A 7,119-nucleotide genomic window follows, 5' to 3' on the forward strand; every position below is an offset into this window, starting at 1 on the left:
ATAGTGCAAAAACGTCCCGGCGAACACCGGCGCCGGTCGGGTCAGCACGCGTTTAAAATCGTTGATATTCAGCGTCACGCCCATCCCGAACATAATCAGCATCAGCAAATAAGTCACCCATGGGCCAATGCCCAGAAAGGTTGTGGGCGTGTACCAGGCGGCGAGGGAAAGCAGGACTGCCCATAACGGGAACAGTCGGGTAACGATGGCAAGCATAGCCAGACTTCCTTTTGATGTTGTGATAACAGAGTGGCCGTTTTCCCGGAACGGGGGAAAAGCGGTCGTCGAATCATAGCATCAGCACATGGGAAAGGAAGGACGAGCCGGCAGCGACGGAAGAACGGAAGGAAAGGGCGGGTCAGCGGCGATCTGTCCTTCAGGTATTACGCTTTTTTTGCCAGCAAAACACGCTAAATCAGCCCACCACTATCGGCATAGCCCAAAACATCCACGGCTGATCGAGCGTCCAGCCGCCCTCGAAAATAGCCATGGCAGTGCTGCGTGCCGGGTTAACCGGGCTATCGGTAATCGGAATGCTGACCAGATGGAACAGACCAATAGCGATGGGCGTACAGCCCTGCGGTGCAGGTTTGTTGTTCGCGCGATGGGTAACGATAGGGAAAATAGTGGTCAGCACGGCCTCTGTTATCATGCCGTATAGCCGGGAAAAGTCGCGGCGACGACCGCAGCCGCCGAAAACCAGTACAAAAGTTCCCAGTGACTCAGCCACTAACCTACGCATGGTTTGCTCAGTTGTTTGAGGTAACGCCCTGATTATTACGGGCTTGCCCAACCGAAAAATCAACGGAACGGAGAATGGACTGCCTGCAGGCGGATTTGCCGCTTTCTTAACGGCTGGCTTGGGCCAGGTCAAAAGCTAAGCGGAGGCGGGATAAAGCGGTGAAAGCAGACAGCCAGAAAAGTAAAAACCGGGCGGGCGTCCGGTTTTGAACCCTATTCAAACAGGTTTTTATGCAGCGCCTGCACCACCTGCTCGGCATCATTGCCCGGCACCAGGAAGCAAAGGTTATAGCTGCTTGCGCCGTAGCAGATCAGGCGCAGGTTAAACGGCTCCAGCACGCCGAAAACCTCTTTGCCAACGCCGCAGGCTTTGGAAAGTTGATTGCCGATCAGCGCCACCAGCGCGAGGTTCTCTTCTACTTCCACACGGCACAGCGAAGAGAGTTCGGTTAGCAGCGCCTGCGTCAACAGGCCATCACTGTTGGAGGTGGAGCCGGTCGTGTCCAGCGTCAATGCCACACTCACTTCGGAAGTGGTAATCAAATCGACCGAAATATTATGGCGCGCAAGAATGGTAAAGACTTCGACCAGAAAGCCGCGGGCGTGCAGCATATTCAGGCTGTGCAGCGTCAGCAACGTCTGTTTGCGACGCAGGGCCAGCGCGCGGAACAGCGGCGGATCCTGCGTTTCGTTGCAGACGCGCGTGCCGCCAGCGGCAGGGTCTTTACTGGAGCCGACGAAAACGGGAATGTCGCTGCGTACCGCAGGCAACAGCGTGGCCGGATGCAGCACTTTGGCCCCAAAGGTCGCCATCTCGGCGGCTTCTTCAAAGGTGATCTCATCGATACGTTTTGCCGTTGGCACTACGCGCGGATCGGTAGTATAAATTCCCGGCACATCCGTCCAGATATCAATCCGGCTGGCATGCAGCGCTTCGCCCAACAGCGCTGCGGTATAATCGCTGCCGCCGCGCCCCAGCGTGGTGGTACGCCCTTTGGCTTCGCTGCCGATAAATCCCTGCGTCACGATCAGCGCTTTTTCCAGACGCGGTGCCAGTTGCGCCTGTGCCAGCTCGGCAAGCAGCGTGATATCTGCTTCCGCGCGGCCAAAGCGGTCATCGGTGCGCAGCACTTTACGCACATCAAACCATTCGGCGGCGGCCTGACGCTGACGCAGGACTTCCACAAACAGCAGGCTTGACATCAGTTCGCCGTGGCTCACCAGCTCATCGGTCAACGCGGTCGAAGTCGCAAGCGCGGCAGCTTCCGACAGCGTAGTGATGTTTTCCAGCATGCGATCGATCTCGTCATAGAGCACTTCGGAATGCGGTAACCGATCGATGATAGCGTACTGAATACGGCGGATCTCATCCAGCAGGTAAGCACGCTGCTCCTGCTGCTGGCCTTCCGCCAGAGAAACCAACAGGTTGGTGATGCCCGCAGAGGCGGAAAGCACCACCACGCGCACATTCGGATCGGCCAGCACCACGTCGGCGCTGCGGTTCATGGCGGCGTAATCGGCAACGCTGGTGCCGCCGAACTTCGCCACGATCAATGATTGGGACATGTCTTGACATACCTCGTGTCAGGTTAAAATCTATCAGCCTTGGCACAAGGGAAGAGCAGAAACGGGGCAGACGTAGAAAGGGATTACTACGAGTCACCCAGAAGCGCTCCACCTTGCAAATCGTTCGCCTTGCGAACAATTGTGGTGACAACCCAGAGGATTCAGCCCCTGTAGCCGATACGCCCCATACCGCATGGTTTGTACCTCGGCGTCGCTCCCCCTGATGTGTTTTCTGCGGATTCGGTTCCTCTAACACACTGCCTGGGCGACGCGCCTCTTCTGGCCTGCGCATCAGATGCGCAGCTAGCCGCCCAGAAATACCGGGTTATTGCCTCGCTGTCAATCCCCGGGGTTAGCCGTGGCTTCATTTTGTACCAGGGCAATCACCGTACAGGGCAGCGTGGGCGGCTGGCCATCGCCCATTTTCAGCTTGCCCTGCTCATCCTGTACGAAGAGCAACAGCGCGTTCTGGTGCTTTTCCTGGTATTCATGCCAGCCAAAATTTTCATTCAGGCCCGTTGCTTTGATCACGCCACCTTTCGCCAGCAGGCTGCTGAGTCGGGCATAGGTATGTTCCTGACTGAACAGCACTTCATGACGGCGAAAGCGCGGGCTTTCACTGTCCCGACGCCCTTTCAGTGCGGCACCTGAACGAATAGCCGCCACATTGTGATTGCCAAAAATATGGCTGAAATGATAAACGGCCAGCGCATTTTGATGGCGATTAGGTGACAGGGCAAGCACCTGAGCCGTTTCGCTAAGGTCGAGAAAGTTTTCGGCGTGATCTGACCAGGCGTTACCGTAGTAAGCAGGGATCCCTTCCATGCGGGCCAGCCGATAATATTCCCAGCTGCTGTCCGTTACCTGCACAGGCAGATCCAACTTTTGCAGCGCGGCGGCTAACGCGCGGGCAACGCTGTTCGCACCAATAATCAGGATGCCGCGCGGTTCCCGCTGCTGCACGCGCAGTGCACGGGCTAAGAATGAGCTGGTCAGGCTTTGTAGCACCACGGTACCGATAATGACCGCGAACACTACCGTCACCAGGCGGCTGGCACCCTCGTAACCGGTTTTTTCCAGCGTCAGTGCAAACAGCGAGCTGACCGCCGCAGCTACGATCCCGCGAGGTGAAATCCAGCTAAGCAGCAGCTTGTCGCGCCAGGAGAGCGAAGAGCCCCACGTAGAAAGGACGATACAGAGCGGACGCGCGATAAATTGTACCACCAGCAGCAGGCCAAGCAGCGGCCAGCCCATTGCCACAAGCGCGCCGAGATCCAGCCTGGCGGCCAGGATAATAAACAGTGCGGAGATCAGCAGCGCCGACAGCTCCTCTTTAAAGGCGATAATCTCGCTCAAATCCACATCGCGCATATTAGCCAGCCAGATCCCCATCACGGTGACGGTCAGCAAGCCCGATTCGTCGGCGATAGCATTCGAGGTGCCGAAAGCGGTCAGCGTCACGGCCAGCACCGCAAAGTTTTGCAGGTAGCCAGGCAGCCAGACGCGCTTCAGGGCAATCCCCATCAGCCAGCCGAACAGCGCACCGCCGACGGTCCCCACCACGACGGTCAGTCCGAAGGTCCAAAACAGATGGGTAAACGACTCCGCTTTTTGCTGTAGCACAATGAATTCAAACACCAAAAGCGTGAAAATGGCCCCAACCGGATCGATCACAATCCCTTCCCAGCGCAGAATCTGGTTGATCGCCTTATTTGGCCGCACCACGCGCATTAATGGCGCGATGACCGTCGGGCCGGTGACGACCGTAACGGCACCGACCAGCGCCGCCAGCTCGGGTGGGAAGTCGAGCAGCAGCCAGCAGGTTAGCCCAATCGCCAGAAAGGTGATGAACATGCCTATAGTGACCAGATTACGCACCACTTTGCCTAAACCGCGTATTTCGTCGAAGCGCAAGGTTAGCGCGCCTTCAAACAGAATGATGGCTACCGAGAGAGAAACCAGCGGGAACAGCAGGGCGCCGAACAGCGCATCCGGCTGCAAAACATGACCGACTGGCCCCAGGAGAATGCCGAAAACAAGCAGCGGTAAAATGGCCGGTAAACGCAGCAACCAGGCCAGCCACTGGGCCACCAGCGAGCTTAATCCAATGATAACCAACAGGAGTGGCGCAGAAAGCTCCATAAAATTTTTCCTTTAAAGGGCAAGAATAGTCATACTGAAACGCATCGGGTTTTACCCCGCCGCCTGAATTATAAATAGCCCCGGGCAAAAGAGAGGAAAACTTCTCTTCTGATAGTCGTCACCTGTTGCAGGGAAAGGCGTGCGAAAAACGCGTAACAGGTAACATGGTGCCCGGTCTGATTTACGGTTCTTAAATAAAAAGAGTGTGTTGCTATGAAAAATATCAATCCGACACAAACCGCTGCCTGGCAAGCGCTGCAGCAGCATTTTGCAGAGATGAAAGACGTAGAGATTGCCGAGCTGTTCGCTAAAGATGCCGACCGGTTCAGCAAGTTTTCTGCCACCTTCGACGATCAAATGCTGGTGGACTTCTCTAAAAACCGCATCACCCGTGAAACGCTCGATAAGCTGCAGGCGCTGGCAAAAGAAACCGAGCTGCAGGATGCTATCAAATCCATGTTCTCCGGGGAAAAAATTAACCGCACTGAAGATCGTGCCGTGCTGCACGTTGCCCTGCGCAATCGCAGCAACACCCCGATTAAGGTCGATGGCAAAGACGTGATGCCGGAAGTGAATGCGGTGCTGGAGAAAATGAAATCATTCTCCGATCGTATCATCAGCGGCGAGTGGAAAGGCTATACCGGCAAAGCTATTACTGACGTAGTGAATATCGGTATTGGCGGTTCCGACCTCGGGCCTTTTATGGTTACCGAAGCGCTGCGTCCGTATAAAAACCACCTGAATATGCACTTCGTCTCTAACGTAGACGGGACGCACATCGCGGAAACGGTCAAAGATCTCAGCCCGGAAACCACGCTGTTCCTGGTTGCATCAAAAACCTTCACTACCCAGGAAACTATGACCAACGCCCACAGCGCGCGTGACTGGTTTCTGAAGACGGCGGGCGATGAGCAGCACGTAGCGAAACACTTCGCGGCGCTCTCTACTAACGCTAAGGCCGTGGGCGAGTTCGGCATTGATACCGCCAATATGTTTGAGTTCTGGGACTGGGTTGGCGGCCGCTATTCGCTCTGGTCGGCGATTGGCCTGTCTATCGTGCTCTCTATCGGCTTCGATAATTTCGAGCAGCTGCTGAGCGGCGCACACGCGATGGACAAGCACTTCGCCAACACGCCTGCGGAGCAAAACCTGCCGGTGCTCCTGGCGCTAATCGGCATCTGGTATAACAACTTCTTTGGTGCTGAAACCGAAGCGATCCTGCCTTACGACCAGTATATGCACCGCTTTGCCGCCTATTTCCAGCAGGGCAATATGGAGTCGAACGGGAAATATGTCGATCGCAACGGCAGCCCGGTCACCTACGAAACCGGGCCGATTATCTGGGGCGAGCCGGGCACCAATGGCCAGCACGCGTTCTACCAGCTGATCCACCAGGGGACCAAGCTAGTGCCGTGTGACTTTATCGCGCCGGCCGTCAGCCACAACCAGCTGGGCGATCACCATGCCAAACTGCTCTCTAACTTTTTTGCGCAGACCGAAGCCCTGGCGTTCGGCAAATCTCGCGAAACGGTAGAGAAAGAGTTTGCTGATGCGGGTAAAGATGCGCAATCCGTCGAGCATATCGTGCCGTTCAAGGTGTTTGAAGGCAATCGCCCGACTAACTCCATCCTGCTGCGTGAAATTAACCCGTTCAGCCTGGGTGCGCTGATTGCGCTGTACGAACACAAAATCTTCACCCAGGGCGCTATCCTGAATATCTTCACCTTCGATCAGTGGGGCGTAGAGCTGGGTAAACAGCTGGCTAACCGTATCCTGCCTGAACTTTCCGGCGGCGAGCAGGTAGCAAGCCACGACAGCTCGACCAATGGACTGATCAACCGCTATAAAAACTGGCGTGGTTGAATGAGCTGAAATGCGTCCGCTTCTGCTGACGCAATGGAAAGCTTAAAGGTCGGCCATTGAGCCGACCTTTTTTTATACCTGTCAGATCCAACTTTATCTGCTGATGGCCCTGTTTGACAGGTGCTGGTTTGGCTTCTTTCCCGGTCAATGGGGCCTTACAGACAACGATGCCGTAAATCCCTCTTCCAATAATTGCTGTATGGCCCGGCTTGCCGCTAAGGAAATTCTTAAATTTCAGCTGCGTAAGGCGATTTTTGACAAGAATAGTCTGAAACATTTCAGACGTTGCCCCGCCTGAAATATCAGGTTTTACCCTTTAACTCTATGAAAAATAGTCTGTTTAAAGGTAAAAGTGCGCTGCCGCATTTTTTGACCATAAAATGCCCTTTTTAATCACAATTGGCAGTGTATGGCGCTAACTTGTTGCGTTATGGCAGCGATAAATAGCGATATGAGGCGTTTAGTGACCAATTGTTGCCTTATCTCTTCAAAAATGTTTCTGTTTAATACAGCGAAGCGGCGGTGGCCGGCCCGCTTAACCGTCCTGAATTCTGGTAATTTATTGCCTTATAATGGGCCGGTCTGAAACCTTTCAGACGAGTTGTCCATTCATTCTGTGAAGGATTTTGTATGAAAAAAGTCTTATGTGCTGCTGCAGCCGTAGCGTACTTAGCGACTGCTTCCGCCGCGTTTGCCGCGCCTGAAGAGGCCGGTGCCGCAGCGGGCGCCTCAGCGGGAAGTCTTTCCGCCGGGACGACCACGGCAGTGGGTGTGGGCGCGCTTGGCGCGCTGGTGGGTGTGGCGCTG

General features: G+C 55.3%; 5 protein-coding genes, 2 pseudogenes and 1 riboswitch. Of the genes and pseudogenes, 2 read left to right on the forward strand and 5 right to left on the reverse strand.

Annotated features, from left to right (window positions below; genetic code table 11):
• The 4 genes and pseudogenes from RTK32_RS16395 to RTK32_RS16410 form a co-directional block, all read right to left on the reverse strand.
• Nucleotides 1-216 (reverse strand): annotated as a pseudogene (locus tag RTK32_RS16395) (bile acid:sodium symporter); the annotation flags it as partial.
• Nucleotides 217-415: 199 nt separating this feature from the next.
• Nucleotides 416-643 (reverse strand): annotated as a pseudogene (locus RTK32_RS16400) (aquaporin); the annotation flags it as partial.
• A gap of 311 nt (nt 644-954) precedes the next feature.
• Nucleotides 955-2,307, reverse strand: coding sequence for a lysine-sensitive aspartokinase 3 (gene lysC / locus RTK32_RS16405; RefSeq protein WP_312045833.1), 1,353 nt, complete (start codon nt 2,305-2,307; stop codon nt 955-957).
• 93 nt (nt 2,308-2,400) lie between these two features.
• A riboswitch (Lysine riboswitch) is annotated at nt 2,401-2,594 on the reverse strand.
• A 52-nt stretch (nt 2,595-2,646) separates the two neighbouring features.
• Entirely contained in the window at nt 2,647-4,449 is a 1,803-nt protein-coding gene (locus tag RTK32_RS16410; protein WP_312045835.1) for a sodium:proton antiporter, read from the reverse strand.
• Between the two features lie 213 nt (nt 4,450-4,662).
• Here RTK32_RS16410 and pgi point away from each other — a divergent pair, with 213 nt between their 5' ends.
• Nucleotides 4,663-6,312: a glucose-6-phosphate isomerase gene (gene pgi, locus RTK32_RS16415; protein ID WP_312045837.1), complete on the forward strand. Its 1,650-nt coding sequence runs from the start codon at nt 4,663-4,665 to the stop codon at nt 6,310-6,312.
• Here the strand turns inward: pgi and RTK32_RS16420 are convergent.
• A complete protein-coding gene (locus RTK32_RS16420) occupies nt 6,284-6,589 on the reverse strand; it encodes a hypothetical protein (protein ID WP_312045839.1) in 306 nt (101 codons plus the stop codon). The genes pgi and RTK32_RS16420 overlap by 29 nt on opposite strands.
• 353 nt (nt 6,590-6,942) lie before the next feature.
• On the opposite strand from RTK32_RS16420, the gene yjbE reads away from it, so the two are divergent.
• Nucleotides 6,943-7,119 (forward strand): exopolysaccharide production protein YjbE (gene yjbE, locus RTK32_RS16425; protein ID WP_312045841.1); only part of this gene is annotated, 177 nt, incomplete at its 3' end.

It is taken from the genome of Erwinia sp. (assembly GCF_031978025.1).
GTDB lineage: Bacteria > Pseudomonadota > Gammaproteobacteria > Enterobacterales > Enterobacteriaceae > Erwinia.

Bases quoted from the DNA above. Each gene is read 5' to 3' on its own strand.
- RTK32_RS16420 (WP_312045839.1), bottom strand. From the start codon at position 6,589: ATGTTTCAGACTATTCTTGTCAAAAATCGCCTTACGCAGCTGAAATTT.
- RTK32_RS16410 (WP_312045835.1), bottom strand. From the start codon at position 4,449: ATGGAGCTTTCTGCGCCACTCCTGTTGGTTATCATTGGATTAAGCTCG.
- lysC (WP_312045833.1), bottom strand. From the start codon at position 2,307: ATGTCCCAATCATTGATCGTGGCGAAGTTCGGCGGCACCAGCGTTGCC.
- pgi (WP_312045837.1), top strand. From the start codon at position 4,663: ATGAAAAATATCAATCCGACACAAACCGCTGCCTGGCAAGCGCTGCAG.